This is a genomic window from Pseudomonas qingdaonensis (genome assembly GCF_018398475.1).
Classification (GTDB): Bacteria; Pseudomonadota; Gammaproteobacteria; order Pseudomonadales; family Pseudomonadaceae; genus Aquipseudomonas; species Aquipseudomonas palmensis.
Window position 1 is genome coordinate 1646258 of the sequence record NZ_CP074676.1, and the last position, 23332, is coordinate 1669589.

24 protein-coding genes are annotated in these 23332 nt (G+C 63.1%); 15 read left to right on the plus strand and 9 right to left on the minus strand.

The window, feature by feature from the left end:
- The first annotated feature begins 184 nt into the window (after positions 1-184).
- The 5 genes from KH389_RS07735 (at position 185) to KH389_RS07755 (ending at position 4893) form a co-directional block, all read left to right on the plus strand.
- On the plus strand, positions 185-1306 hold the full coding sequence (locus KH389_RS07735) for a beta-ketoacyl-ACP synthase III (protein ID WP_043864158.1): 1122 nt from the start codon (positions 185-187) through the stop codon (positions 1304-1306).
- Positions 1307-1318: 12 nt separating this feature from the next.
- Positions 1319-1927 (plus strand): RNA polymerase sigma factor, encoded by a 609-nt coding sequence (locus KH389_RS07740; protein ID WP_213607189.1) that lies wholly within the window; start codon positions 1319-1321, stop codon positions 1925-1927.
- Complete coding sequence (locus KH389_RS07745) at positions 1921-2154, plus strand: anti-sigma factor family protein (protein ID WP_054914943.1); 234 nt, start codon at positions 1921-1923, stop codon at positions 2152-2154. The genes KH389_RS07740 and KH389_RS07745 overlap by 7 nt, the downstream gene beginning before the upstream one ends.
- 206 nt (positions 2155-2360) lie before the next feature.
- The gene (locus tag KH389_RS07750; protein ID WP_043864155.1) at positions 2361-3674 is read left to right on the plus strand and encodes an OprO/OprP family phosphate-selective porin; all 1314 of its coding nucleotides are present in this window, start codon (positions 2361-2363) and stop codon (positions 3672-3674) included.
- Positions 3675-3768: 94 nt separating this feature from the next.
- Complete coding sequence (locus KH389_RS07755; RefSeq protein ID WP_213607190.1) at positions 3769-4893, plus strand: GNAT family N-acetyltransferase; 1125 nt, start codon at positions 3769-3771, stop codon at positions 4891-4893.
- 77 nt (positions 4894-4970) lie between these two features.
- Here the strand turns inward: KH389_RS07755 and KH389_RS07760 are convergent, their stop codons facing one another.
- The 4 genes from KH389_RS07760 to KH389_RS07775 all read right to left on the minus strand — a co-directional run bounded on the left by KH389_RS07760 (position 4971) and on the right by KH389_RS07775 (position 9171).
- Complete coding sequence (locus KH389_RS07760) at positions 4971-6800, minus strand: ABC transporter ATP-binding protein (RefSeq protein WP_196932161.1); 1830 nt, start codon at positions 6798-6800, stop codon at positions 4971-4973.
- Between the two features lie 68 nt (positions 6801-6868).
- Positions 6869-7426, minus strand: coding sequence for a peptidylprolyl isomerase (locus KH389_RS07765; RefSeq protein WP_196932143.1), 558 nt, complete (start codon positions 7424-7426; stop codon positions 6869-6871).
- Positions 7420-8235: an alpha/beta fold hydrolase gene (locus tag KH389_RS07770; protein WP_213607191.1), complete on the minus strand. Its 816-nt coding sequence runs from the start codon at positions 8233-8235 to the stop codon at positions 7420-7422. Before KH389_RS07770 ends, KH389_RS07765 begins: the two co-directional genes overlap by 7 nt.
- A 12-nt stretch (positions 8236-8247) precedes the next feature.
- Positions 8248-9171, minus strand: coding sequence for a PA3225 family LysR-type transcriptional regulator (locus tag KH389_RS07775; RefSeq protein ID WP_043864150.1), 924 nt, complete (start codon positions 9169-9171; stop codon positions 8248-8250).
- A 50-nt stretch (positions 9172-9221) separates the two neighbouring features.
- Between KH389_RS07775 and KH389_RS07780 the strand changes: the two genes are divergently transcribed.
- The 5 genes from KH389_RS07780 (at position 9222) to KH389_RS07800 (ending at position 13270) form a co-directional block, all read left to right on the plus strand.
- Complete coding sequence (locus tag KH389_RS07780) at positions 9222-9536, plus strand: hypothetical protein (RefSeq protein WP_043864149.1); 315 nt, start codon at positions 9222-9224, stop codon at positions 9534-9536.
- 107 nt (positions 9537-9643) lie between these two features.
- Complete coding sequence (locus KH389_RS07785; RefSeq protein WP_054914940.1) at positions 9644-10243, plus strand: FMN-dependent NADH-azoreductase; 600 nt, start codon at positions 9644-9646, stop codon at positions 10241-10243.
- Positions 10244-10492: 249 nt separating this feature from the next.
- Positions 10493-11314 (plus strand): hypothetical protein, encoded by an 822-nt coding sequence (locus KH389_RS07790; protein WP_213607192.1) that lies wholly within the window; start codon positions 10493-10495, stop codon positions 11312-11314.
- A gap of 45 nt (positions 11315-11359) precedes the next feature.
- Positions 11360-12298: a hypothetical protein gene (locus KH389_RS07795; RefSeq protein ID WP_244988698.1), complete on the plus strand. Its 939-nt coding sequence runs from the start codon at positions 11360-11362 to the stop codon at positions 12296-12298.
- Between the two features lie 93 nt (positions 12299-12391).
- Positions 12392-13270, plus strand: a complete 879-nt coding sequence (locus KH389_RS07800) for a carboxylate/amino acid/amine transporter (RefSeq protein ID WP_104572196.1) — start codon at positions 12392-12394, stop codon at positions 13268-13270.
- On the opposite strand, the gene KH389_RS07805 is transcribed toward KH389_RS07800, so the two are convergent.
- Positions 13211-14512 carry a mechanosensitive ion channel family protein gene (locus tag KH389_RS07805; protein WP_043864145.1) on the minus strand — a complete coding sequence of 434 codons (1302 nt, stop codon included), beginning with the start codon at positions 14510-14512 and terminating at the stop codon, positions 13211-13213. The two genes, KH389_RS07800 and KH389_RS07805, sit on opposite strands and share 60 nt — an antisense overlap.
- Positions 14513-14654: 142 nt before the next feature.
- On the opposite strand from KH389_RS07805, the gene KH389_RS07810 reads away from it, so the two are divergent.
- Complete coding sequence (locus KH389_RS07810) at positions 14655-15983, plus strand: DEAD/DEAH box helicase (protein WP_043864144.1); 1329 nt, start codon at positions 14655-14657, stop codon at positions 15981-15983.
- Positions 15984-16057: 74 nt separating this feature from the next.
- On the opposite strand, the gene KH389_RS07815 is transcribed toward KH389_RS07810, so the two are convergent.
- Positions 16058-16327: a hypothetical protein gene (locus tag KH389_RS07815; RefSeq protein ID WP_213607193.1), complete on the minus strand. Its 270-nt coding sequence runs from the start codon at positions 16325-16327 to the stop codon at positions 16058-16060.
- Positions 16328-16455: 128 nt separating this feature from the next.
- On the opposite strand from KH389_RS07815, the gene KH389_RS07820 reads away from it, so the two are divergent.
- Together KH389_RS07820 and KH389_RS07825 are read left to right on the plus strand one after the other, a co-directional pair.
- The gene (locus KH389_RS07820; protein WP_043864142.1) at positions 16456-16851 is read left to right on the plus strand and encodes a hypothetical protein; all 396 of its coding nucleotides are present in this window, start codon (positions 16456-16458) and stop codon (positions 16849-16851) included.
- Positions 16852-16994: 143 nt separating this feature from the next.
- Entirely contained in the window at positions 16995-17879 is an 885-nt protein-coding gene (locus KH389_RS07825; RefSeq protein ID WP_370409175.1) for a DMT family transporter, read from the plus strand.
- Here KH389_RS07825 and KH389_RS07830 read toward each other — a convergent pair.
- The gene (locus KH389_RS07830; protein ID WP_116053171.1) at positions 17827-19002 is read right to left on the minus strand and encodes an MFS transporter; all 1176 of its coding nucleotides are present in this window, start codon (positions 19000-19002) and stop codon (positions 17827-17829) included. The two genes, KH389_RS07825 and KH389_RS07830, sit on opposite strands and share 53 nt — an antisense overlap.
- A gap of 104 nt (positions 19003-19106) precedes the next feature.
- Between KH389_RS07830 and ptrR the strand changes: the two genes are divergently transcribed.
- Both ptrR and KH389_RS27570 read left to right on the plus strand, forming a co-directional pair.
- Positions 19107-20006, plus strand: coding sequence for a putrescine utilization regulator PtrR (gene ptrR / locus KH389_RS07835; protein WP_088514513.1), 900 nt, complete (start codon positions 19107-19109; stop codon positions 20004-20006).
- A 111-nt stretch (positions 20007-20117) separates the two neighbouring features.
- A complete protein-coding gene (locus KH389_RS27570) occupies positions 20118-20243 on the plus strand; it encodes a PA1414 family protein (protein WP_286900691.1) in 126 nt (41 codons plus the stop codon).
- 484 nt (positions 20244-20727) lie between these two features.
- Here the strand turns inward: KH389_RS27570 and KH389_RS07840 are convergent, their stop codons facing one another.
- Positions 20728-22107: a sodium:solute symporter family protein gene (locus KH389_RS07840; RefSeq protein WP_043864137.1), complete on the minus strand. Its 1380-nt coding sequence runs from the start codon at positions 22105-22107 to the stop codon at positions 20728-20730.
- Positions 22108-22245: 138 nt separating this feature from the next.
- Positions 22246-23196 carry an agmatinase gene (gene speB / locus KH389_RS07845; protein WP_213607194.1) on the minus strand — a complete coding sequence of 317 codons (951 nt, stop codon included), beginning with the start codon at positions 23194-23196 and terminating at the stop codon, positions 22246-22248.
- Positions 23197-23332 lie beyond the last annotated feature (136 nt).

Sequence of the window (23332 nt, forward strand, 5' to 3'; positions counted from 1 at the left end):
TTGTGGCACACTTGGCGAACTTCGCTACCGTGTCAGGTACCTGCCACGGTAGCTACAGAATGCAGCACAGCGTACTGCCCCGCTTGCCGGGTGCATTGCCTGTATTAATTGGTACTTTCGTGCCATTTGACCGACAGAACAGGCCGTTGCCCGGCAGGCAGCGGCCCCGAACAGAGGAACGACCGTGCATAACGTCGTCATCAGCGGCACCGGCCTGTACACCCCGGCCAACAGCATTTCCAACGAAGAGCTGGTCGAGTCTTTCAACACCTATGTGCAGCAGTTCAACGCCGACAATGCCGCTGCCATCGAACGGGGCGAAGTGCAGGCACTGGCCGAGTCGAGCGCTGCGTTCATCGAGAAGGCCTCGGGCATAAAGAGCCGCTTCGTGATGGACAAGGCCGGCATCCTCGATCCGCAGCGCATGAAGCCGCGCCTACCGGAGCGCAGCAACGACGAGCCGTCGATCCTCTGCCAGATGGGCGTGGCCGCCGCCGAGCAGGCCCTGGCGCGTGCCGGGCGCACCGCAGCCGATGTCGACGCGGTCATCGTCGCCTGCTCCAACCTGCAGCGCCCTTACCCGGCCATCGCCATCGAAGTGCAGCAGGCTTTGGGCATCGCCGGTTTCGGTTTCGACATGAACGTGGCGTGTTCGTCGGCGACCTTCGGCATTCAGGTCGCCTGCAACAGCGTGCAACTGGGTCAGGCCCGTTCGGTGCTGGTGATCAGCCCCGAGATCTGCACCGGCCACCTGAACTTCCGTGACCGTGACAGCCACTTCATCTTCGGCGACGCCGCCACGGCGGTGCTGGTCGAACGTGCCGACCTCGCTACCTCTGCGCACCAGTTCGATATCGTCAGCACCAAGCTGCTGACCCAGTTCTCCAACAACATCCGCAACAACTTCGGCTTCCTCAACCGCGCGGCGGAAGAGGGTATCGGTGCGCCGGACAAGCTGTTCGTGCAGGAAGGCCGCAAGGTGTTCCGCGAGGTGTGCCCGATGGTGGCCGAGCTGATCGGCCAGCACCTGAGCGAAAACAACCTCAACGTCAGTGACGTCAAGCGCTTCTGGCTGCACCAGGCCAACCTGAGCATGAACCACCTGATCGTCAAGAAGCTGCTGGGCCGCGACGCGCTGGTCGAGGAGGCCCCGGTGATTCTAGATACCTACGCCAACACCAGTTCGGCCGGCTCGGTGATCGCGCTGCACAAGCACCAGGACGACCTGCCCAAGGGTGCCCTCGGGGTGCTCAGTTCGTTCGGTGCCGGCTACTCGATCGGCAGCGTGATCCTGCGCAAACGTTGATCGCCCACGCCAGTGACGGCTGACGAACAGCGCTTGCTCGACCGCCTGCTGGCGGGAGAGCAGCGCGCGTTCGCCGAACTGGTTCAGACCTGCCAGGGCGCCATGCGCGCGGTGGCCTATGCCATCGTCGGCGAACGTGGCGCCGACGAGGTGGTGCAGGATGCCTGGCTGGCGGCGGTACGCGGTCTGGCGGGCTTCCAGCGCCGCTCCAGCCTCAAGACCTGGCTGCTGACCATCACCGCCAATACGGCCAAGACCCGTTACCGGCAAAACCGCCGCGAGGTGCTGCTCGACGACCTGCCGGCCCCCCATGGCAGCATCGACGACGCGCGTTTCGCCAGCGACGGTCACTGGCTGCTGGCGCCTTCGGCTTGGCACGAAGACAGCCCCGAGGCCCTGCTCAGCCAGGAGCAGTTGCGCGAATGCCTGGAGCACACCCTGCTCAGCCTGTCGCAACTGCAGAGCAGTGTGCTGTTGTTGCGTGAGCGCCAGGGCCTCGAACTGGTGGAGATCTGTAATCTGCTCGAGCTGTCGCTCTCCAATGTGCGTGTGCTGCTGCACCGTGCACGCCTCAAGGTCTTCGCGACCCTGGAACATTTCGAGGACACCGGCCAATGCTGACCTGCAAGCAACTGGTCGCCTGCTCCAGTGATTACCTGGACGGGCAACTGACCCTGGGCGAGCGCCTGATGACGCGCCAGCACCTGCTGTTCTGTCGCAATTGTCGTCGCTTCATCAAGCAGTTGCGCCTGGCCCAGGCAACCCTCAAGGCGCTGCCGCCGGCGCCTGTTGAGGGGGCCGAGGCCCTTGCGGCGCGGCTGGCCGCCGAGCGCCGGGCAACGCGCTGAAACCCCGCAACCAGCCCTGCAACGGGGCTGATTGTCTTATTCACATTCGAAGTAAAAAGTTCCCCTGTCACTAAATATTTATCTAACAGCCACTGATCTGAAATAACCCCCCGCCAAGATTCGTCCCCAGCACAAGTGGCCTGAGCCGCGTGTTTTTTCAACGTAATCAAGACCATAAACGTTATGAACGTAGGGGAGTTCCTTCGATGATCCGTAAGCACTTCGCAGGTTTCGCAGCCAGCGCCTTGGCAATGGCCGTTACCGCCCAGGCTTTCGCGGGCACCGTGACTACTGACGGCGCCGATATCGTAGTCAAGACCAAGGGTGGCCTGGAGGTCGCTACCGCTGACAAGGAATTCAGCTTCAAGCTGGGTGGCCGGGTCCAGGCCGACTACAGCCGCTTCGACGGTTTCTACACCAAGAACGGCGATACCGCCGATGCGGGCTACTTCCGCCGTGCCTACCTGGAACTGGGCGGTGTGATGTACACCGACTGGGCCTACCAGATCGCCTACGACTTCTCGCATAACTCCGGTGGCGACAACCGTTCCGAAGACGGTTACTTCGACGAAGCGTCGCTGGCCTACAACGGCTTCAAGCCGGTGTCGATCAAGGTCGGTCGCTTCGACCCCGAGTTCGGCCTGGAAAAAGCCACCAGCTCCAAGTGGGTGACTGCCCAGGAGCGAACCGCTGCCTACGACCTGGTGGACTGGACCAACTCGCACAACGGCGGCTTCGGTATCCAGGCATCGGGTAACGCCGGTGACTCGCTGTACGGTTCGGCCGGCCTGTTCGCCAAGGACGCCACCAACCAGGACAAGGACGGCGACAGCTCCAAGCAGTTCAACCTGCGCGGTGTGTTCGCACCGATGCACGAGGCCGGCAACGTACTGCACGTTGGCCTGAACTACGCCCAGCGCGACCTTTCCGATACCGCGTTCGACGGCCGTATCCGCAGCCGCCTGGGCATGCGTGGGGTGAGCACCGACGGTGGCCAGGACGCCGGCAACAACGGCAACCGCCTGGTGCTGGGCGGCAACGCCACCACCCCGGCCGGTGCCTACGACACCGACAAGGCCTGGGGCCTGGAAGCCGCCTACGCGCTGGGCCCGTTCTCGGTGCAGGGCGAGTACATCAAGCGTGATGTTCAGGCAGACGACTCGGCCTTCTCCGACATCAAGGCCAAGGGTTACTACGGCCAGGTGGCCTACACCATCACCGGTGAAGCGCGTGGCTACAAACTCGGCAAGTTCGACAGCATCAAGCCTTCCAACAAGCAGATTGGTGCGTGGGAAGTGTTCTACCGCTACGACCACCTGAGCGTCGACGACAACAACGGCGCATTTGCCGACATCGGTGATGTGGAAGCCAAAGTGCACAACCTGGGTGTGAACTGGTACGCCAACGAGTCAATCAAGCTCAGCGGCGTGTACGTCAAGGCCAAGACCGACAACGCGCAGAACGCTGCCGGCGACGACAGCGGCGACGGTTTCGTGATGCGCGCGCAGTACGTGTTCTAAGCGTTACCCCTGCAACACACTCCTTCATCCGTTAGATCTTCGCCCCGCACCTGCGGGGCTTTTTTTTGCTCGCACGAGGGGGCAGACTGCGCGCATGCCCATCTCAATTCTGCCGCACCTTGCCGATATCGACGCCGCCACCTGGGATGCCCTGGTGCCGGATGCCCAGCCGTTCCTGCGCCATGCCTTCCTGCGCAGCCTGGAAGACAGCACCAGCGTCACCCCACGCACCGGCTGGGCACCGGCCCACCAGGTTCTGACCGACGCTCAGGGCCAGGTGCGGGCGGCCATGCCGGCCTACGTGAAGACCCATTCGTTCGGCGAGTACGTGTTCGATCACGGCTGGGCCGACGCCTGCGACCGCGCCGGTATCGACTACTACCCCAAGCTGCTGTGCGCGGTGCCGTTTTCACCGGTCAGCGGCGCGCGCCTGCTGGGTGACGCGCAGGCGGCGGGTGAGCTGATCGACGGCGTCAGCGATGCTTTGCTCGAACAGGGGCTGTCGGGCCTGCACGTGAACTTCACCGACCCGGCCAGCGACGAAGTATTGCGTGGGCGTGCGGGCTGGATGGAGCGCCTGGGGTGCCAGTTTCACTGGCGCAACCAGGGTTATCGGGACTTCCAGGATTTTCTCGACAGCCTCAGTTCGCGCAAGCGCAAGCAGATGCGCAAGGAACGCGAGCAGGTGTCGGGGCAGGGTATCGAGTTTCAGTGGTACCACGGCCATGAGCTGAGTGAGGCGCAGTGGGATTTCGTGTACGCATGCTATGCCAACACCTACGCCGTGCGCCGCCGTGCCCCGTACCTTACCCGGGCGTTTTTCAGCCTGCTGGCCGAACGCATGCCCGCGTCGATCCGCGTGGTGATGGCGCATCAGGGTGGGCGGGCGGTGGCGATGGCGTTCAGCCTGGTGGGCGGTGACAGCCTGTATGGGCGCTATTGGGGCTGCCTGGCGGAGTTCGACCGGTTGCATTTCGAGACGTGCTTCTATCAGGGCATGGACGTTGCCATTGCCGAAGGGTTGCAGCGTTTCGATGCCGGGGCGCAGGGCGAGCACAAGCTGATTCGCGGATTCGAACCGGTGATCACGCGGTCCTGGCATTACCTGCTGCATCCGGGGTTGAAGGCGGCCGTGCAGGACTTTCTGGCGCAGGAGCGGGTGGGGGTGCTGGGGTATGCCGAGGAGGCGCGTACGGCGCTGCCCTTCAGGCAAGTCTGAACGCCAAGCCCGCTCTCGCAGGCGCAGTGAAATCCCTGTGCGAGCGGGCTTGACCCGCGATACCGTCGCCGCGGTGTTCAATCGACCCCGACAAACCCACCCGTCTGGTGATGCCACAACCGTGCGTACAGCCCCTGGTGCGCCAGCAGTTCGGCATGGGTGCCCATCTCGGCAATCCGCCCCTGCTCCAGCACCACCAGCCGGTCCATCCGCGCGATGGTCGACAGGCGGTGCGCAATGGCGATCACCGTCTTGCCCTGCATCAGGGTCTCCAGGCTCTCCTGGATGGCTGCCTCCACTTCCGAATCCAGCGCCGAAGTAGCTTCGTCCATGATCAGGATCGGCGCATTCTTGAGCAGCACCCGCGCAATCGCGATGCGCTGGCGCTGGCCGCCGGACAGTTTCACGCCACGCTCGCCCACATGCGCATCGAAACCGGTGCGCCCCTGGGCATCGGACAGCTGAGGGATGAACTCATCGGCCCGCGCCCGGCGCACCGCCTCCCACAACTCCTCTTCTGTCGCATCCGGCCGGCCATACAGCAGGTTGTCGCGAATCGAGCGGTGCAGCAGCGAGGTGTCCTGGGTGATCATGCCGATCTGTGCGCGCAGGCTGGCCTGGCTCACCTGGGCAATGTCCTGGCCGTCGATCAGGATACGGCCACTTTCCAGGTCGTACAGGCGCAGCAGCAGGTTGACCAGGGTGGACTTGCCGGCGCCCGAGGGGCCGATCAGGCCAATCTTCTCGCCGGGGCGAATGTCCAGGGTCAGGTTGCTGATGATCCGGCTGCCCTGACCGTAATGAAAGTCGACGTTGTCGAAGCGCACCGCGCCGCGATCGACCTTGAGCGCCGGAGCATCTGGCGGATCGGTGACGGTGACCGGCTGGGCGATGGTCTTGAGGCCATCCTGCACCATGCCGATGTTCTCGAAGATGCCGTTGACCACCCACATGATCCAGCCCGACATGTTGACGATGCGGATCACCAGGCCGGTGGCCAGGGCGATGGCGCCCACGGTGATCAGCGACTGGCTCCACAGCCACAGCGCCAGGCCGGTGGTGGTGACGATCAGCAGCCCGTTGAGGCTGGTGATGACCACATCCATGCTGGTGATCACCCGCGAGGCCAGCTGGGTCTTTTCGGTCTGCTCGCGAATCGCTTCGCGGGCGTACTGGCGCTCGAAGTCGGTGTGGGCGAACAGCTTGAGGGTGGCGATGTTGGTGTAGCCATCGACAATGCGGCCCATCAGCTTGGAGCGCGCATCCGATGACACCACCGAGCGCTCCTTGACCCTGGGCACGAAATAGCACAGTGCGCCGATGTAGGCGAAGATCCAGACGGTCAGGGGCAGCATCAGGCGCCAGTCGGCCTCGGCGAACAGCACCAGCGAGCTGATCGCGTAGATCAGCACGTGCCACAGGGCGTCCACCGCCTGCACGGCCGAATCGCGCAGCGAGTTGCCGGTCTGCATGATGCGCTGGGCGATGCGCCCGGCAAAATCGCTCTGGAAGAAATTGAGGCTCTGCTTGAGCACATGGGTGTGGTTCTGCCAGCGGATCATGCTGGTCATGCCCGGGCTGATGGTCTGGTGCACCAGCAGGTCGTGCAGGCCGAAGAACAGCGGGCGCAGCAGCAGCGTGACCACCACCATCCAGATCAGCTCGCTGGCGTGATCGCTGAAGAAATCGGGGTTTGGCGTGCCCTGGGCCAGGTCGATGATGCGGCTCAGGTAACTGAACAGCGCCACTTCGATGAGCGAAGCCACCAGCCCCACCACCAGCAGTGCGGCAAAGCTGGGCCACACCTGGCGCAGGTAGTAGAAATAGAACGGCAGGACCTTGCCCGGCGGCGATGCGGTCGGTGCTTCGCGAAAGATATCGATCAGCTTTTCGAAATAGCGATACAACCTCAAAACTCTAACTCCTGTCTGACTCGACCGGGCCGGTCGTGGTTCACGTCCCTGTGAACACGGGCTCAGTCAATGCGTTTGGCGGACTTGATCAGCACGGGATCGGCCGGTACATCGGCCATGCCGTTCTTGCGCGTGGTCGGCGAGTTGACGATCTGGTCGACCACGTCCATACCCTTGACCACCTTGGCGAACACGGCGTAGCCGGCATCGCGGCCCGGATCGAGGAAGGCGTTGTCGGCCACGTTGATGAAGAACTGGCTGGTGGCCGAGTTCGGGTTGGATGTGCGGGCCATCGACAGGGTGCCGCGGGTGTTGTGCAGGCCGTTGCTGGCCTCGTTGCGGATCGGGTCCTTGGTCGACTTCTGTTGCATCTGCGCGGTGAAGCCGCCGCCCTGGACCATGAAGCCCGGGATCACGCGGTGGAAGATGGTGTTGGTGTAGAAGCCGCTGTCGACATACTCGAGGAAGTTCTTGGTCGAGATGGGCGCCTTGACCGGGTCCAGTTCCACTTCGATCTGGCCGAAGCTGGTGTCGAGCAGTACGTGCGGGGCTTTTTCGGCAGCCATCAGGCTGGTGGCGAAGACGACCGAGCAGGCGCCAAGCAGAAGTTTTTTCAGCATGAACTCAATGATCCTTGAGAAGTGGTTGAAGCCGTTGCCAGAAACTGCAGCAGGGTCTGGTTGAACAGCCGGGGTTGATCCAGCGGTGTAGCGTGCCGTGAATCTTCGATGACCGCCAGTCGTGCTTGAGGAATAAGCGCGACGTAGCGCTGCTTGAGCTGTATCGGGGTGTAATCGTGGTCGGCGCTGATGACCAGCGTAGGACAGCGGATCTGGCCCAGGCGTTCCTGTACCCCCCAGCCGACGATGGCATCGAAGCTGGCCAGGTACGCACGCTTGTCGTTGCGCGCCCAGCGCTCGGCCATCTTGCGTCGCAACTCGGCCTGCTCCGGCTTGGGAAACAGGCGCGCGGCCAGGCCTTTGCCGATGGTCTCCAGGCTCAGCAGGCGGGCCAGGCTCCAGCGCTTGAACCATTGCCAGTAATCGTCGCGGCTGCGCAGCTTGACCTCGGGTGCGCTGTTGACGATGCACAGGCTGCGCAACCCGTGGGGATGGTCGACGGCAAACTGGAAGCCGATCATGCCGCCCATCGACAGGCCAGCCAGGTGCACCGGGCCGGTGTTCAGGTGCTCCAGCAGGGCCAGCAGGTCGGCGCTGAAGCCGGCGATGCTGTAGCGCTCGCGAGGCTTGTCGGAGCGCCCGTGGCCGCGCACATCGAGCAGGATCACGCGGTACTGACGGGCCAGCTCCGGTACCTGGTATTCCCAGTCCTGGCAGCTCGAGCCCAGGCCGTGCAGCAGTACCAGGGGCTCGCCCTGGCCATATTCCTCGTAATGCAGGGTGCAACCTTCATGTTCGAAATAGGCCATGGGCGTTACCTGTCAGGCTTGGGCGGGGGCGGCGAAGGGCACGTCCAGCGGCGCAGTGTCGAAGTTGCGCAGCAACTCGATGAGGATCTGCGTGGCCGGGCCCAGGGGTTTGTCCTTGTTCGAGTAAAGGTAGAACAGCGGGTGACGGCTGCCACCCTGGTCCAGCGGCAGTGGCTTAAGCACGCCTTCGCGCAGTTCGCGCTCGATCAGGTGGCGTGGCAGCCAGGCAAAGCCCAGGCCGCTGCTGACGAAGGTGGCGGCGGTGGCCAGGCTGCCGACCGTCCAGCGCTGTTCGGCGCCCAGCCAGCCCACATCCCGCGGTTGTGCCCGGCCAGAGTCGCGGATCACCACCTGCAACTGGCTCTCCAGGTCCTGGAAACTGAGCTCGCGGCCCAGGCGGTGCAGGCTGTGCTCGGGGTGTGCAACGGCCACGAACTCCACCGCGCTCAATTCGGTGCCCAGGTAGCCGGGGATGCTGAAGCCGCTGATGGCAAGGTCCGCCACCCCTTCGTGCAGCACTTCCTCGACCCCTGACAGCACCTCCTCGCGCAGGCGCACCCGGCAGCCGCGACTTTGCGGCATGAACGCACTCAGGGCACGTACCAGTCGGGCATTGGGGTAGGCGGCATCGACCACCAGGCGCACCTCGGCTTCCCAACCCTGCTCCATGTGATGGGCGAGGTCTTCGAGCTGGCTGGCCTGCTTGACCAACTGGCGCGAGCGGCGCAGCAGCACGCTGCCGGCATCGGTGAGCACCGCCTTGCGCCCGTCGATGCGCAGCAACGGCACGCCGAGCTGGTCCTGCATGCGGGCCACGGTATAGCTCACCGACGATTGGGAGCGATGCAGGGCTTCGGCGGCCTGGGCAAAGCCGCCGTGGTCGACCACCGCCTGCAGAGTCCGCCACTGATCCAGGGTAACGCGCGGCGCTTTCATCTTCGGCTCCTGTTGTCCTAAGCTGGCGCACTTTCATGGAGAGCGCCGTTATGAAGAAAATCTGTGTTGCACTGCTGGCCCTGCTGCCGCTGACGGCCCTGGCCTACCCCATCGACGTGACCAAGAACACCGACGGGGTGAAGCTTGACTACACCACCTACGACACCGACCGTGACATCGGCTCGATCAGCCTGAACAACTACGGCGATGTGGCAGCGACGTGCAAGGTCACCTTCCGCAACGGCCCGGAGGCCCCCAGGGTACGGCGCATACAGGTACCGGCGAAAAAGAGCGTCGACGTGACGGCCAAATTCAACCGCGAAATCCTCAAGCTGCGCATCGCGCTGGACTGCAAACCGCAATAAAACAGGTTAACTGATAGATTTAACCCAGTTTTTACGCTTTTTTATCGATAGGTCAATCTCTAATCTTGCCTCCATCGACTTAGCGAACTTGCCGATGGAGGCAACCCATGTCCCGCGTACTGATCATCGAAAGCAGCGCCCGCCTGCAGGACTCCGTGTCTCGTCAGCTGACCCGTGATTTCATCAGCCAGTGGCAGGCGGCCAACCCGGCCGACCAGATCAGCGTGCGCGACCTGGCATTGAACCCGGTACCCCACCTGGACAGCCATCTGCTGGGTGGCTGGATGAAGCCCGAAGCCCAGCGCAGCGCCGAAGAAGTGCAGGCACTGGCACGTTCCAACGAACTGACCGACGAAGTGCTGGCCGCCGATGTACTGGTGCTGGCGGCGCCGATGTACAACTTCACCATCCCCAGCACGCTGAAGGCCTGGCTCGACCATGTGCTGCGTGCCGGCGTCACCTTCAAATACACCCCGACCGGCCCGCAGGGCTTGCTGACCGGCAAGCGCGCCTATGTGCTGACGGCCCGCGGCGGTATCCACGCCGGGGCCGGTAGCGACCATCAGGAGCCCTACCTGCGCCAGGTGATGGCCTTCATCGGCATTCACGAGGTGACGTTCATTCACGCCGAGGGCCTGAACATGGGCGGCGACTTCCACGAAAAAGGCCTGAACCAGGCCAAGGCGCTGCTGGCTGCGGTAGCTTGAGCCGTACCGATTTTCCCCCCGCCTGACACCTTTGCTCCTTTGGGTGTACCTGCCCGGTCAGACACTGGTTTGACCGGGCTTTTTTGTGGGTGGTTATAAAACTTGTCATTGCCAGGTTGATTGTTTATAGAGAACTGACAGTTTTGTCAGGTGCGCGCTTGAATGCCTAGCTGTTTATATACAGGTGACGGACAGACTTTCCGCAGTGAAAGTTTGTAACTTGCCTCGCGGATATAAGGATGCGTACCTATGCCTGCTAAAATTGAGTCCAAGCTATATGCCTGGGATGCCCCGACGATCGACTGTTCGATTCCACATCCCGATTACCCCCAAGACCCGTCGAGAAGGTATTTCCTGATAAGGGGGATCTACAACTGCGGCAGCAATACGGATTTTTTGTCAGTCAGGACGCTCATATCAGCCGGCATGTACGCCGGTGACAGGGTCAGGGTAAGAATTGTCGAACCTTCCGGTATCATCTTCGATTTGCCCGTGCAAGTCATCAAAAACCCGCCGCAAGCGCTGTACTCTTCTTGTCCAAAAGCGCTGATGTACAGCAGTTCCGGTCAAACGGCACAGGTAAATTTCGCGCTGAGCAGGAATGGCGGAGCATGGGTGGTTTCGCAGAGTCGTTACTATACGGTGCAAGTCCAAAGTTTCGATCCATTGGACCGGCCAAAACTTGACCGCGGTTCTCGCGTGGCCACGGTTACATATCCCAAATGGCACCGTTCACACAAGGTTCGTCTAAGAGGTTTCACCATGACAGGGCATGAGGACCTGGGGTGGAAATCCATGGAGGGTGGTAAAGCCCAGTTTGAAATTCCACTGAGCTGGTTTCAGCAGAACAGAGGCCAGCCAGTGTGGCTCAATTATGCGCTTGAAGCGGTTACGGGCTCGGACTGGCAATTTTCCAGGCTGCTTTATATCCCGAGCCTGGAGGTGCCCCCGGCATCTGAGGAGGCGCCTGAGGTCCCTGCGAAAGTGCCGGTGAAAAAACCTGCGAAGGCGTCAGAAGCACCTGCGAAAGTGCCTGGCAAACCTGCGAAACGCCCGCCAAGCAAGGCGTGACCCGCAAGCAAGGGTTCAAAGCCGGCGCGAGCGCAGGGAGGCACCATGTTGAACACGTTCACACTGTTGCTGTTGATCAGCCTGATGACAGCCTGCGCCAGCCGGGCGCCGGTGCAGCCTGCCAGTGACGAGTTTGCGCAGGCAAGCTCGGTGCCGCCAACGGTCCAGGCCGCTGCATTGCAGTCCCGTGCAGGTACGGCGGCTGTTTCCGGAGCCACGGTTGCACGCCACCTGCAGGAACGTTACCGCGACACCCGGCAGAACTGTGACGCCTCCAGCGCGCCGGCCTTTCTGTGCAGCGGCATCCTCATGCGCGCTACGCAGAACAGCCCGGCGTTTCATTCGTGGAACCCGAACCCTACCGCCTCGGGCGTGTCGTTCTCCTACCTGCGTGCCGACTCTGCGTTCAGTCGGTTGGCCTATGGGTACACTAACGGCTTCATCTTCGTGCCTATCTTGTACGCCAACAATCAATACAAGCCGCGTGTGTTGTGCTCGTTTCCTGTGGACGCCGATTCCAACAGGCGAGAATCGCAGGGGTGCGGGCAGAATGTCGGTTATCCCACGGTGAGTCGCGAGTGCAGGGCGCAGGGCATCGGTACAGCCGAACAATGGCTGGCGCATTACAACGCCAACCGGATCAATGCACGCCAGTGCGGCTTCAATGTTCGCGATGAACTCAACAAAGAAGGCGCCATCGCGTTCTATCAGAGCCTGCGTGCCAGAAACCTGCCCGGCGCCAACCTTGGTGGCATCCAGAACGAAGTGCGCATGGCCCTGTGGCCGCAGAACATCGGTCGGCAATTGCCGATGGAAGCCTTCTTCTATATTGGCGGGAGCGCGAGCGGAAGGGCGGGGGCGCAGGCGGATCAGCGGGACTTCTTCAGCCAGACGGGCATCCTGGTGCCGATCATCGCGGTGACCTTGCCCTCTGGCGCCACCCCCGCACGCTTCCAGTTCATCACGGCCGATCAGACCCGTTGAGCCTGCTGGCACCTTGAGTGCAGGCCTTTCAAAAGCGGTTGCCGGCCCGTTGGTCAACCGCTAAGGTCGCCGCCTGCATATCAGGGGGCATACATGGGCTACTTATTGATCGTCGCGCTGATCCAGGCGTTTTCCTTCAGCCTGATCGGCGAATACCTGGCCGGGCATGTCGACAGCTACTTCGCGGTGCTGGCGCGGGTACTGCTGGCCGGCCTGGTGTTTTTGCCGTTGACCCGCTGGCGCAAGGTCGAGCCGCGCTTCATGCGGGCCATGCTGCTGATCGGCGCGTTGCAGTTCGGCATCACCTATGTGTGCCTGTATTTGAGCTTTCGTGTGCTGAGCGTGCCCGAAGTGCTGCTGTTCACCATTCTTACACCCTTGCACGTGACCCTGATCGAGGATGCCCTGAACCGGCGCTTCAACCCGTGGGCACTGGTGGCCGCACTGGTGGCGGTGGGGGGCGCAGCGGTGATTCGCTTCGACCGCATCAGCCCGGACTTCTTCATGGGCTTTGTGCTGCTGCAACTGGCCAACTTCACCTATGCCGCCGGTCAGGTGCTGTACAAGCACCTGGTTGCCCGTTACCCCAGTGACCTGCCGCACTACCGACGCTTCGGCTACTTCTACCTGGGCGCCCTGCTGGTGGTGCTGCCGGCCTTCCTGCTGTTCGGCAACGCGCAGCATCTGCCCAGCACCGACGTGCAGTGGCTGGTGCTGCTGTTTCTGGGATTGTGCCCGACGGCGCTGGGGCTGTACTGGTGGAACAAGGGCGCCTGCCTGGTTTCAGGCGGCACCCTGGCGGTGATGAACAACCTGCATGTGCCGGTCGGGCTGATGCTCAACCTGCTGATCTGGAACCAGCACGAGCCGCTGGGCCGGCTGTTCATCGGTGGTGCGGTGATACTGGCCTCGCTATGGCTCAGCCGACTCGGTGCTCAACGCCCGTTGCTCGCGAACGGCACCGGCCGGTAGCAGCCCGGCGCGCAGGTCGCTGCCGCTGGGTTGCTGGTACAGGCCCAGACCGAACTCGGGCATCACGGCCAGCAGGTAGTCGAAGATATCGCCCTGGATACGTTCATAATCGGCCCAGGCGGTGGTGCGGGTGAAGCAGTAGATTTCCAGGGGCACGCCCTGGGCGGTGGTCTGCATCTGACGCACCATGCAGGTCATGTTCGGCTGGATGTCCGGGTGGCTTTTCAGGTACGCCAGGGCATAGGCGCGGAAGGTGCCGATGTTGGTCATGCGCCGGCGGTTGGCCGACAGCGCTGCCACAGGGCCCTGGGCTTCGTTCCAGGCCTGCAGTTCGCTGCGCTTGCGGGTCATGTAGTCGGTGAGCAGGCGCACCTTGCCCAGGCGTTGCTCTTCTTCATCGGTCAGAAAGCGCACGCCGCCAGCATCGATGAACAGGCTGCGCTTGATGCGCCGACCGCCGGCCTGCTGCATGCCACGCCAGTTCTTGAACGATTCGGACATCAAGCGCCAGGTGGGGATAGAGACAATGGTCTTGTCGAAGTTCTGCACCTTGACCGTGTGCAGGGTGATGTCCACCACGTCGCCGTCGGCGCCCACCTGGGGCATCTCGATCCAGTCGCCGACGCGCAGCATGTCGTTGCTGGTCAGTTGCACGCTGGCCACGAACGACAGCAGGGTGTCCTTGTACACCAACAGGATCACCGCCGACATCGCACCCAGGCCCGACAGCAGCAGTAACGGCGAGCGGTCGATCAGGGTGGCGACGATGATGATCGCGCCGAACACGAACAGCACCATCTTGGCCAGTTGCACATAGCCCTTGATCGAACGGGTACGCGCATGTTCGGTGCGGGCATAGATATCGAGCAGGGCATCGAGCAGTGCACTGATGGCCAGCACCAGGAACAGAATGGTGAACGCCAGCGCCACGTTGCCCAGAAAATGCTGGCTGGTGGCGCTGAGCTCCGGCACCAGCTTGAGGCCGAACTGCACCACCAGCGAGGGCACCATCTGCGCCAGGCGCTGGAATACCTTGTTGTGCAGCAGGTCGTTGAGCCAGTGCAGGGCCGGCTGGCGGCTCAGCAGCCGGACGGCGTGCAGGATCATGAAGCGTGCCACACGCCCCAGTACCAGGGCGGCCAGCAGCAGTACCGCCAGGCCCAGGCCGGCGTGCAGCAGCGGGTGCTGATCGAGGGTGCCCCACAGATCCAGGGCGTTTTGCCAGAACAATTGAATATCCATGCCTTAGTAAAGGTGTCCGCAAAAAGAGTGGAAGTGCAATTAGAACGCGGAAAGTCGTGACAATGCCAAAAGAAATTCGGCGTGAGCGCCGGAAAACGTTACCCTATATGGCTGAATTTCTGCACTTGCCCGAGGTACACCCGTGTTTTCCCAATTCGCCCTGCACGAACGCCTGCTCAAAGCCGTGGCCGCACTGAACTTTGTCGAGCCCACGCCTGTGCAGGCGGCGGCCATCCCCCTGGCGCTGCAAGGGCGTGACCTGCGGGTGACGGCGAAAACCGGTAGCGGCAAGACCGCCGCCTTCATGCTGCCCGTGCTCAACCGCCTGGTGGACCTGAAGCAGAGCCGTGTCGAGATCCGTGCCCTGGTGCTGCTGCCGACCCGCGAGCTGGCCCAGCAGACCCTCAAGGAAATCGAGCGTTTCGCCCAGTTCACCTACATCAAGGCCGGCATGATCACCGGTGGTGAAGACTTCAAGGAACAGGCCGCCATGCTGCGCAAGGTGCCGGACATCCTGGTCGGCACCCCGGGGCGCATGCTCGAACACCTCAATGCCGGCAACCTGCACCTTGAACATGTGCAGGCGGTGGTGCTGGACGAAGCCGACCGCATGCTCGACATGGGCTTTTCCGAAGACGTCGAGCGTCTGTGCAACGAGTGCGCGAACCGCGAGCAGACCCTGCTGTTCTCGGCTACCACTGGCGGTGCCGGCCTGCGCGACATGATCGGCAAGGTACTCAAAGACCCCGAGCACCTGATGCTCAACACCGTCAGCCAGCTCAACGACGGCACCCGCCAGCAGATCATCACCGCCGACCACAACCAGCACAAAGAACAGATCGTGCAGTGGCTGCTGGCCAACGAGACCTACCAGAAGGCAATCATCTTCACCAATACCCGGGTGATGGCCGACCGTATCTACGGGCACCTGGTGGCCAAGGACATCAAGGCATTCGTGCTGCACGGCGACAAGGACCAGAAGGACCGCAAGCTGGCCATCGAGCGCCTCAAGCAGGGCGGCGCCAAGGTGCTGGTGGCGACCGACGTCGCGGCCCGTGGCCTGGACGTGGACGGCCTGGACCTGGTGATCAACTTCGACATGCCGCGCAGCGGCGACGAATATGTACACCGTATCGGTCGTACCGGGCGCGCCGGCAACGAAGGTCTGGCAGTGTCGCTGATCTGCCATGGTGACTGGAACCTGATGTCGAGCATCGAGCGCTACCTCAAGCAGAGCTTCGAGCGCCGCACCATCAAGGAAGTCAAAGGCACCTATACCGGGCCGAAGAAGGTCAAGGCGTCGGGCAAGGCCGCCGGGGTCAAGAAGAAAAAGACCGACAAGAAGACCGACAAGAAGGTGGTGGCCAAACGCAAGCCGACCGCCAAGCCCAAGCCCAATGCTCCCTCCCTGGTGAGCCAGGACGGCATGGCACCGCTGAAGAAGCGCAAGCCGGCACCGGCTGCCGAGTAAGGTTGCAGGGCCTATTCGCCGGCAAGGCCGGCTCCTACAGGAGCTGTCTTGCCAGCGAACGCGTCATCCTCGATTCAGACTTTCTTCTCTGCCGCCTTCAGTTCCTGCATGCGCTTGTCGATCAGCTGGCATTTGTCCGGCAGGTCCTTGCTCTCGGTTCCCAGCTTCATCCCCTGCAATTCTTCATTGATCTCCTTGGCCTTCTGCGGGTTCTGCTCCGTCAGTTTGCTGACCTCCTTGGCCAGCTCCTCGCGTTTCTGCGTGGCCTCTTCCAGCGTGCAGGCCCAGGTGGGCACGGCAACTAGAAGGGCAGCGGCAGCGGTGATGCTCATCAGCGTTTTCATGGTCGGACCTCGTGTTCCATTACGGGCGAAGGTGTTCGGTGGAGGGCTGTGCCGGCCGGAAAGTTCAGTCGAACCGCTGCCGCGCGCGCCTGTCACACCCTTACATCCCCTTGCTGGAGGTTGGACCGATGAGCACTACCTATGACTGGGACCTGATGGAGCGCCTGCTGCACGAAGTGCAGAACGGCGCCGGCCACAGCTTTACCCCGCGCCCGTATGCCGAGCAGCATGCTGCCGGCCTGGCTGCCAAAGGCGATGCAGTGCCGGAGCTTGATCATCTGAAGACCAAGGCCTGCGAATACGAGAAGCTGCTGTTCGAGCGCGGCTTTATCGAGACGCGCCCTGAAGAGGAAGGGGGCAATGGCGAGAACTTCGTCCTTACCCAACGAGGCTCGCGCCTGCTCAGCCTTATCGACAGCGCAATCCCGGGCAATGATCATCCGCGCCAGGTGTTGAACGAGCAGGCTGATGCACTGGATGAGGCGACCTTCGACGAAGTGGCGTCAAAGGCACAAATCGCCTGATCGGGCTGGTAATCGCTGGCAGCAGGCGCTGATAATCGGCGCTGGATCCACTATTGCCGAGAGCCTGCCATGCCGTGCCGCGATAATGGGGGTCGCCCTTGAGCGCCCTTCGTAAGAATACCGACACCTTCGCTCTGCAGGTCATGCTGGGCCTGTGCCTGATCTGGGGCATCCAGCAGGTCATGATCAAGTGGGCCGCGCCGGACATTGCACCGGTGATGCAGGCCGCCGCGCGTTCGGGCATCTCGGCACTGATGGTCGCGTTGCTGATGTGCTGGCGGGGTGGCTGGGAACAGCTGGGCACTACCTGGAAGGGCGGTCTGCTGGCCGGTTCGCTGTTCGGCCTGGAGTTTCTGCTGATAGCCGAAGGGCTGCAACTGACGTCCGCGGCGCACATGTCGGTGTTCCTCTACACCGCGCCGGTGTTCACTGCGTTGGGGCTGCACTTCATGCTGCCCAGCGAGCGCCTGCGCCCGCTGCAGTGGCTCGGCATCCTGCTGGCGTTCGCCGGCATTGCCGTGGCCTTTGCCGGCGGACTGTCGCTGGACAACCTCGATGGGCGCATGCTGCTGGGCGATGCGATGGGCGTGATGGCCGGCATGGCCTGGGGCGCGACCACCGTCGTGGTGCGGGCTTCGCGCCTGTCGGAGGCACCGGCTACCCTGACCCTGTTCTACCAACTGATGGTCGGCTTCGTCGGCCTGCTGCTGATCGCGGTGCTGACCGGGCAGGTCGGCCATGTGACGCTGACCGCCACATCGATCAGCAGCGTGCTGTTCCAGGCGGTGGTGGTGTCGTTCTTCAGCTACCTGACCTGGTTCTGGCTGCTGCGTCGCTACCTGGCGTCCAACCTGGCGGTGTTCTCGTTCATCACCCCGTTGTTCGGGGTGACGTTCGGCGTGTTGCTGCTGGGCGAGCCGTTGAGCCTGAACTTCATCCTGGGCGCCGTCTGCGTGTTGCTGGGCATTACCCTGGTCAGTGCCGAGCAGTGGGTACGCAGGCGTCTGCGGCGCCTGCTCGGCCAGTAGCCGGGCGCAACAGCAGGGCCCCGGCGATGATCAGGCCGCTGGCGGCCACTACCAGCGCCGGTTGCAGGCTGGCGCTGAACTGATTGCTCAACGCCGCCAGCAGCGGGCCGCTGAGCTGGCCGAGGGCGAAGCAGGTGGTCAGCAGGCCGGCATTGCGGTGGGTGGCGTGGGGGGCCAGTTCGCGCGAGCGCTGCATCACCAACTGCATGCAGGCCAGAAACGGCGTGCCGCACAGCAGTACACCCAGCGCCAGGCCGGCGCCGCTGCCCAGCAGGCAGGCCAGTACCCCGGCGGCCTGCAGCCACAACGTTGCCATCAGCCAGCGCGCCGTGCTGCCGTGGTGCGGGCGGCGCAGGCTGACCAGCACCACACCCATGGCGGCAGCCAGGCCGAAGGCCGGCCAGAACAGGTCGGCCAGCCACTGGCCGTGAAAACGTGCGCTGGCCATCTGTGACATGAAAGTGGCCGGAATGATGTATCCCACCCCGTACAGTGCATAGATCAGCCCCAGCCGCCCGATGCCGGGTGTCGCACCCTGCGCGGTGGCCTTGTGCGCGGGCACTGGTTGCGGGTGTGGCAGCGCGGGCTGGATCACCAGCAGCATCAGCAGCGCCACGGCGGCGTAGATCAGCCAAAGCGGTGCCGAACCCAGGCCCTGCAGATTGGCGCCCAGTGCCAGCATCCCCGTGAGCAGGATACCCATGCCAGGGCCGGCGAACACCAGTGCGCCAAGGCGCGGTTGCCGGCTTTGAGCGGCCAGGTGTTGAGTCATGCCGGTGAGCGTCACCACCACCCACGCACTGGCGATGCCGGTGCCCAGGCGCAGCGCGATATGCGGCCAGAACCCGTGGGCCCAGAACGAGGCCAGGGTCAGCAGCACACACAGCCACAACCCGGCCAGCAGGCGTTTGCGCACCTGGGCGGGGCGGTGCGCGAACATCGCGTCGAGGGCGCCGAGCAGGTAGCCCAGGTAATTGGCGGCAGCTACCAGCCCGGCGGCGGTCAGGCTGATCTGGCCTTCGCTGATCAGGTGCGGCAGTTGCGGGGTGAGGGCGAATCGGCCGATGCCCATGGCCATCATCAGGGCAACGAAGCTGGCCAGCAGGCGCATTGTCGAGGACATGGTGGGGTTCCTGTGCGATGAGCGTTGACCGTCAGGCTACTGCGGGTTGACTTTCATAAAAATTGAATAATGATGAGAAACTTGTTCAGTTTTGGAGAATTGCCGTGGAGCTGAGTCAACTGCGCATCTTTCAGGCGGTCGCCGAAGAGGGGTCGATCACCCGCGCGGCCGAGCGCCTGCACCGCGTGCCCTCCAACCTGTCCACGCGCCTGCGCCAGCTGGAAGAGCAACTGGGCGTGGAGCTGTTTCGGCGCGAGCGCCAGCGCCTGCAGCTGTCGCCGGCTGGTAAGGTGCTGCTGGACTACAGCGCACGCATGCTGGCGTTGCATGACGAAGCCTTTGCGGCGGTTCAGGGGGGCGAGCCGGCGGGGAATTTCGTGCTGGGCAGCATGTACAGTTCAGCGGCCATTCATCTGCCGGAGCTGCTGGCGCGCTATCACCGAGCTTACCCGGCGGTGAACCTGCAGGTGCAGACCGCCCCCAGCGGCGAATTGCTCGAAGGGCTGCTCAGCGGGCGTCTCGACGCGGCGCTGGTGGATGGACCGCTGGCCCTGGCCGGGCTCGACGGGGTGCCCTTGTGCGAGGAGACCCTGGTGCTGCTCACCGAGGCCGACCACCCGCCGGTGCACAGTGCCCGGGATGTGGCTGGGCGTGCGGTGTTCACGTTTCGCCAGGGATGCTCGTACCGCATGCGGCTGGAGGCCTGGTACGCCCATGATCGTGCGGCGATGGGGCGGGTGATGGAAATCGAATCGTATCCCAGCATGCTGGCCTGCGTGATCGCCGGGGCGGGTGTGGCGTTGATGGCGACCTCGATGCTTGAAAGCCTGCCGGGCCGTGAACGGGTCACGGTGCACCCGTTGCAGTCGCCGTTCGACCAGACCACCACCTGGCTGATGTGGCGCAAGGGCATGTGCGGGGCCAACCTGAGTGCCTGGATAGCGGTGCAGGAAGCGGTGAAGGGGCAGGTGAGCGATGATGCCGAGGTGGCCCTGCGTGCCTGACTGAAATCAATAGAGAAGTTTTTACCCGGGCGTGATGCTGCACATGGGGCTATGATGAGTTTGTAGCGCCGCCGCCGTACTTCGCGCGCAGATGACCCGTGAGGGGGAGTTATGAGAAACGATCTGTTCAACTGGCTCCACGACCTGGCTGTGGCATTGGGGCTTGTCCCGCCACCCATGCAGCCTGTACCGATCCCTACCGATGAGGAGCAACGCAAACGCCAACCTCGGCGCTAGCGTGCTGCTGAAACCGACGCATTGCGCAATGCGTCGGTATTCTTTTGCGATTTTTCAGCCGTCCCCATTCCCACAAAATCCCTGAAAGGCTTTGGCTTTGGCTTTTGATCTTCCCGTCCCCCAGGAGGCCGAATGGAACCTGCGCGTAGTGGGGTGGAGGGCCATGGATGGCCCGTAAAGCGCCGACGGGCAGGGATGCCCGTTCGGCGTGGCCCCACGGAGCGTTGGTGGAATGAGGGGACCCGTAGCGAAGCGTAGGGCCGGATGATGGACGGGAGCGGTTTTGCTTACTTTTTCCAAGAAAAAAGTAAGCCGCTGTAAGAGCGGAAGGGGCCCTTGCTGGCTGCATCCATGCTGGATAAGCCTGCGCTTGCCGATGTTACAGAGCCTATTGCTGACCCAGGCGCGTTGCTGCCTTCGCGGGGCAAGGCCCGCTCCTACAGGTCGTCCATGACCCTCCACCCCGCTACCCAGGCGGGGCGTCCTATGCCAGATTCACCGCGCCCACCGGCCGACGCGACATCAAACTCACCACCACAAAACTCACCAACCCGATCGCGAGGCTGTAGTAGATCGGCGTATTGGCATCCATCCCATCCTTGAACATGAACACCAGCGCCGTCACGAACCCCAGCCCCATGCTGGTGATTGCCCCGGCCGTGGTTGCACGCTTCCAGTAGATCGCCCCGATCAACGGCACCAGCATGCCGCCCACCAGCAGGTTGTACGCCAGGGTCAATGCACTGATCACATCCACTACCACCAGCGCGATCCCCAGCACCGCAATACCCGTAAGCAAGGTAAACAACCGGTTGATGCCAAGGCTCGACTGCTTGCCGCCACGCAGCTTGGGCAGCAGGTCTTCGGTCAGCACCGTGGAGGCAGCCAGCAAGCCGGCACTGGCTGTGGACATCATCGCCGCCAGGGCCGCGGCAATCACCAGCCCACGGATGCCGTCGGGCAACGCTGACTTCACGATTGCCGCAAACGCATTGTTGGCATTGCCCAGGTCAGGCAGCAGCACATGCGCACACATGCCGATCAGGGCACACACCAGGCCGTAGATCACGCAGTACACACCGGCCGTGGTACCGGCCCGTTGGGCGACTTTTTCGTCACGGGCAGTGAACACGCGCTGCCAGATGTCCTGGCCGATCAGGATGCCGAAGAAGTAGATCAGGAAGTAGGTGATGATGGTGTCCCAACCGATGGTGGTCAGGTTGAAGCTGGCAGCCGGCAGCTTGGCCACCAGTTCGTCCCAGCCGCCCACCCGGTACAGGCAGATCGGCAGCAGGATGAACATCAGGCCCACGGTCTTGATCACGAACTGCACAATGTCGGTCAGGGTCAGCGACCACATGCCGCCAATGGTCGAGTAGACCACCACCACGCCACCACCGAGCAGGATGGCGCCCCAGAACGGCAGGTCGAACAGCACCTGCAGCACGGTGCCGATGGCCAGGGTAGAGGTCACGGCGATCATCAGGGCGTAGGCCAGCATGATCACGGCGCTGGCCTGGCGGGCCATGGGGTTGTAGCGCTTTTCCAGCACCTGGGTCACGGTGAAGATGCGCAGGCGCAGCAGCGGCTTGGCCAGGAACAGGTTCAGGGCAATGATGCCCAGGCCCAGCGCGGCGCACAGCCAGAAGCCGGAAATGCCGTGCACATAGCCCAGCTTCACGGTGCCGACGGTAGAGGCGCCGCCCAGCACGGTGGCGGCCATGGTGCCCATATACAGGCTTGGGCCCAGATTGCGCCCGGCCACCAGGTAGTCTTCGTGGGTCTTCGCGCGGCGCATGCCGAACCAGCCCAGTACCAGCATGCCGGCGGCGTATATCAATACAACGAATATGTCCAAGGCCATGGGGTGTCTCCGATTATCTTTATTATGGTGAGATCGATCGCCGGTGGCGTGCGCCAGGCGTCATTCATCCGCAAGCGGGCCGCGTGTACGGCCCACCGAAAGGCTCCATCCGGGGGTGAAACTCCAGGCCGATGGCCGTTAGCGATGCGCTACGCCAGGCAGAACACACAGCATTTCGTACAACAGGTTGGCGCCGAGCAACGAGGTGTTGCCGGTGGTGTCGTAGGGCGGCGAGACCTCCACCAGATCGCAACCGATCAGGTCCAGCCCCTGGCAGCCACGGATGATCTCCATCGCCTGGATGGTGGTCAGGCCACCGATTTCCGGGGTGCCGGTGCCCGGTGCCCAGGCCGGATCGATGCCGTCGATGTCGAAGCTCAGGTAAACCGGACCACCACCGACCTTTTCACGCACTTCGGCCATCAGTGGCTCCAGCGACTTGTGCCAGCACTCCTCGGCCTGCACCACGCGAAAGCCCTGCTTGCGGCTCCAGTTGAAGTCTTCGGCGGTGTAGCCCTGGGCGCGCAGGCCGATCTGCACCACGCGGTCGCAGTCCAGCAGGCCTTCTTCGACGGCGCGACGGAAGGTGGTGCCGTGGGCGATCTTCTCGCCGAACATGTGATCGTTGACATCGGCATGGGCATCGATGTGCACCAGCCCGACCTTGCCGTGCTTCTTGTGGAGCGCGCGCAGGATCGGCAGGGTGATGGTGTGGTCGCCGCCCAGGGTCATGGGGATCACGTCGTGCTCGAGGATCTCGTCGTAGGCCTCTTCGATGATGCGCACCGCGTCGAGGAGGTTGAAGGTGTTGATTGCCACGTCGCCGATGTCGGCGACCGACAGCGAGTCGAACGGGGCGGCGCCGGTGGCCATGTTGTACGGGCGGATCATCACGGATTCGGCACGGATCTGGCGCGGGCCGAAGCGGGTGCCGGAACGCAGCGAGGTGCCGATGTCCAGCGGGATGCCGATGAAGGCAGCGTCCAGGCCGGCGGCGCTGGGCAGGTGGGGAAGACGCAGCATGGTGGCGATGCCGCCGAAACGCGGCATTTCGTTGCCGCCCAGTGGTTGGTGAAGAATCTTGTCCACGGTCGGGCCTCACGGTTTGGATTGTTCTAGTTGTTGGAACCTGTCCGGCCGCCCTGCGAACAGGTGCAGCAATGCGCGAGGACAGGTGCATTGGCGCAGAGTCTGCAAAAGGTAGTGCGCCAAGAGAATCGCTACA

Excerpts from the sequence above, each read along its gene's own strand:
- KH389_RS07800 (WP_104572196.1), top strand. The coding sequence starts at position 12,392 with ATGGGCTACTTATTGATCGTCGCGCTGATCCAGGCGTTTTCCTTCAGC.
- KH389_RS07780 (WP_043864149.1), top strand. The coding sequence starts at position 9,222 with ATGAAGAAAATCTGTGTTGCACTGCTGGCCCTGCTGCCGCTGACGGCC.
- KH389_RS07805 (WP_043864145.1), bottom strand. The coding sequence starts at position 14,512 with ATGGATATTCAATTGTTCTGGCAAAACGCCCTGGATCTGTGGGGCACC.
- KH389_RS07785 (WP_054914940.1), top strand. The coding sequence starts at position 9,644 with ATGTCCCGCGTACTGATCATCGAAAGCAGCGCCCGCCTGCAGGACTCC.
- KH389_RS07840 (WP_043864137.1), bottom strand. The coding sequence starts at position 22,107 with ATGGCCTTGGACATATTCGTTGTATTGATATACGCCGCCGGCATGCTG.
- KH389_RS07795 (WP_244988698.1), top strand. The coding sequence starts at position 11,360 with ATGTTGAACACGTTCACACTGTTGCTGTTGATCAGCCTGATGACAGCC.
- KH389_RS27570 (WP_286900691.1), top strand. The coding sequence starts at position 20,118 with ATGAGAAACGATCTGTTCAACTGGCTCCACGACCTGGCTGTGGCATTG.
- KH389_RS07750 (WP_043864155.1), top strand. The coding sequence starts at position 2,361 with ATGATCCGTAAGCACTTCGCAGGTTTCGCAGCCAGCGCCTTGGCAATG.
- KH389_RS07775 (WP_043864150.1), bottom strand. The coding sequence starts at position 9,171 with ATGAAAGCGCCGCGCGTTACCCTGGATCAGTGGCGGACTCTGCAGGCG.
- KH389_RS07790 (WP_213607192.1), top strand. The coding sequence starts at position 10,493 with ATGCCTGCTAAAATTGAGTCCAAGCTATATGCCTGGGATGCCCCGACG.
- KH389_RS07815 (WP_213607193.1), bottom strand. The coding sequence starts at position 16,327 with ATGAAAACGCTGATGAGCATCACCGCTGCCGCTGCCCTTCTAGTTGCC.
- KH389_RS07830 (WP_116053171.1), bottom strand. The coding sequence starts at position 19,002 with ATGTCCTCGACAATGCGCCTGCTGGCCAGCTTCGTTGCCCTGATGATG.
- KH389_RS07755 (WP_213607190.1), top strand. The coding sequence starts at position 3,769 with ATGCCCATCTCAATTCTGCCGCACCTTGCCGATATCGACGCCGCCACC.
- KH389_RS07745 (WP_054914943.1), top strand. The coding sequence starts at position 1,921 with ATGCTGACCTGCAAGCAACTGGTCGCCTGCTCCAGTGATTACCTGGAC.
- KH389_RS07825 (WP_370409175.1), top strand. The coding sequence starts at position 16,995 with ATGCTGGGCCTGTGCCTGATCTGGGGCATCCAGCAGGTCATGATCAAG.
- KH389_RS07770 (WP_213607191.1), bottom strand. The coding sequence starts at position 8,235 with ATGGCCTATTTCGAACATGAAGGTTGCACCCTGCATTACGAGGAATAT.
- KH389_RS07765 (WP_196932143.1), bottom strand. The coding sequence starts at position 7,426 with ATGCTGAAAAAACTTCTGCTTGGCGCCTGCTCGGTCGTCTTCGCCACC.
- KH389_RS07820 (WP_043864142.1), top strand. The coding sequence starts at position 16,456 with ATGAGCACTACCTATGACTGGGACCTGATGGAGCGCCTGCTGCACGAA.